The sequence below is a fragment of the Synechococcus sp. BA-120 BA3 genome, assembly GCF_034931285.1.
GTDB lineage: Bacteria > Cyanobacteriota > Cyanobacteriia > PCC-6307 > Cyanobiaceae > Cyanobium.
In genome coordinates this window covers 1-2,622 of record NZ_JAYGHZ010000131.1, presented here as the reverse complement: position 1 = coordinate 2,622, position 2,622 = coordinate 1, and the positions used below count along the sequence as shown (strand labels likewise).

The window sequence follows — 2,622 nt, the reverse complement described above, 5'->3', positions numbered from 1 at the left end:
GAGGAGGAACTGCGCCGCCGCACCGGCACCAGCTGCTTCGGCGCCGACGGCGATAGCCTGGCCTCGGTGGTGCTGGCGGCCCTGCGGCGCCGCGGCGAGACCCTGGCGGTGGCGGAATCGTGCACGGGCGGTGGCCTCGGGGCCGCCCTGGTGGCGGTGCCGGGGGCGTCGGAGGTGTTCCTCGGTGGCGTGATCGCCTACGCCAACGCCGTCAAGCAGGCGGTGCTGGGGGTGCCGGCGGCGCTGCTCGAGCGCCATGGGGCGGTGAGCGATCCGGTGGCCGAGGCGATGGCGGCGGGGGTGCGACGTCTCACGGGGGCCACCTGGGCCCTGGCGGTCACGGGCGTCGCCGGACCTGGTGGCGGCACGGCCGAGAAGCCGGTGGGGCTGGTGCACATCGCCGTGGCCGGGCCCGACGGCTGCCGCAGCGAGGCGGTGCGCTTCGGCAGCGGCCGCGAGCGCGGCTGGATCCAGACACTGACGGTGGGGGAAAGCCTGAACCGGCTGCGGTTACGGCTGAACACTGGGGCGATCTGAGCCGGCCTGATCGGAACATCTGCTGCCGCGGCCGCCATCGATCACGAATCCTGAGGGATGGACTTTTCCCCCCGGCCTGGGCTTTTTCCCCCGAAAGCAGGGACGTTTTCCACAGGTGGCGGCGGTCGGCCCGAGTGGCCGGAGGGGCCCTGGCTCCGTGTTGCGGGAAAGGCCTCCCCCCCTTGACCACGTCCCCCGGCGGGTACCGCTCCGGCGGCCACCCCCGGGCGGCGGCCGGGAAGCCGCCCCGCGCCGGGATTCTCAGCGGCGGTCCCTTGGGACCGGCCCGGTGGGGGTCGCTTTGACGCGGGGGGCGGCCCCATGGCCTGATGGGGGGGACCGACGACCAGCGCCGCATGAGCCAGATTCCCGACCACGCTCCCCGCACCGTCAGCATCGAGAACCAGATGCCGGAGGACCTGTTCGAGGCGATGCGGGAGTTCATCCGGGTGCACCCCCAGTGGGACCAGTACCGGCTCATGCAGGCCGCCCTGGCCGGTTTCCTGGTCCAGCACGGCAGCCATGACCGCGCCGTGGCCCGTCATTACCTCAACGGCCTGTTCCGCCGCGAGCCCGCACCGGTGGAACACCCTCCTTCTAGGGTGGTTTCTGACCGTCTCGATCCTTCCTCTTGAGCGCCGGCACCCTCTACGACAAGGTCTGGGAGCTGCACCGCGTCGCCGATCTCCCGGGCGGTGCCACCCAGCTGTTCATCGGGCTGCACCTGATCCACGAGGTCACCAGCCCCCAGGCCTTCGCCGCCCTCGACGATCTGGGCCTGTCGGTGCGCCACCCTGAACGCACGGTCGCCACGGTCGACCACATCGTTCCCACCACCTCCCAGGCCCGGCCTTTCGCCGACCCCCTGGCCGAGGAGATGCTCGCCACCCTGGAGACCAACTGCGCCCGGCACGGCATCACCCTCCATGGCCTCGGCAGCGGTCGCCAGGGGATCGTGCACGTGATCGCCCCGGAGCTGGGGCTCACCCAGCCCGGCATGACGGTGGCCTGCGGCGATTCCCACACCTCCACCCACGGTGCCTTCGGGGCCATCGCCTTCGGCATCGGCACCAGCCAGGTGCGTGACGTGCTCGCCAGCCAGAGCCTGGCGATGGGCAAGCTCAAGGTGCGTCGGATCCGGGTGGAGGGGACCCTGCAGAGCGGGGTCTACGCCAAGGATCTGGTGCTGCACGTGATCCGCACCCTGGGGGTGAAGGGGGGCGTGGGCTACGCCTACGAGTTCGCTGGCCCGGCGATCGAGGCCCTCTCCATGGAGGAGCGGATGACGCTCTGCAACATGGCCATCGAGGGCGGGGCGCGCTGCGGCTACGTCAACCCCGATGCCGTCACCTTCGCCTACCTGAAGGGGCGGCCCCATGCCCCCGCCGGCGAGGCCTGGGAGCGTGCCGTCGCCTGGTGGAGCGCCCTCGCCTCCGGCCCCGACGCCGTCTTCGATGACGAGGTGGTGTTCGATGCGGCCACGATCGCGCCCACCGTCACCTGGGGCATCACCCCGGGGCAGGCCATCGGCGTCGATGAAGCCGTGCCCACCCTCGAGCAGACCGACAGCGACGAGCGGCCGATCGCCGAGGAGGCCTACCGCTACATGGATCTGCGCCCAGGGGCGCCGATCGAGGGGCTGCCGGTGGATGTCTGCTTCATCGGCAGTTGCACCAACGGTCGCCTCAGCGACCTGCGGGCCGCTGCCGCCGTCGCCCGGGGCCGGCAGGTGGCGGCGGGCATCAAGGCCTTCGTGGTCCCGGGCAGTGAGCAGGTGGCGGCCGCGGCCGAGGCCGAGGGCCTCGATGCGGTGTTCCGCGCGGCCGGCTTCGAGTGGCGCGAGCCGGGCTGCTCCATGTGTCTGGCCATGAACCCCGACCGGCTCGAGGGGCGCCAGATCAGCGCCAGTTCCAGCAACCGCAACTTCAAGGGCCGCCAGGGGTCCGCCACCGGCCGCACCCTGCTGATGAGCCCGGCCATGGTGGCCGCGGCGGCGGTGAGCGGCCATGTGGCCGACGTGCGCCGCCTGATCGCCAGCCCGTCCTCCCCAGAGCCCGCCCCCACCCCCGCATGATCGCCACCCCC

The 2,622-nt window shown here is 72.3% G+C and carries 3 protein-coding genes; all 3 read left to right on the top strand.

The features are described from left to right. Positions 1-537: nicotinamide-nucleotide amidohydrolase family protein (locus VB737_RS06400; protein WP_500312090.1), on the top strand; the 537-nt coding region annotated here is incomplete at its 5' end. Between the two features lie 356 nt (positions 538-893). Continuing rightward, positions 894-1,172, top strand: coding sequence for a DUF2811 domain-containing protein (locus VB737_RS06395; protein WP_051017225.1), 279 nt, complete (start codon positions 894-896; stop codon positions 1,170-1,172). Next, the gene (gene leuC, locus VB737_RS06390) at positions 1,169-2,611 is read left to right on the top strand and encodes a 3-isopropylmalate dehydratase large subunit (RefSeq protein ID WP_500312087.1); all 1,443 of its coding nucleotides are present in this window, start codon (positions 1,169-1,171) and stop codon (positions 2,609-2,611) included. Before VB737_RS06395 ends, leuC begins: the two co-directional genes overlap by 4 nt. The last annotated feature ends 11 nt before the right edge of the window (positions 2,612-2,622 follow it).

Excerpts from the sequence above, each read along its gene's own strand:
- VB737_RS06395 (WP_051017225.1), top strand. The coding sequence starts at position 894 with ATGAGCCAGATTCCCGACCACGCTCCCCGCACCGTCAGCATCGAGAAC.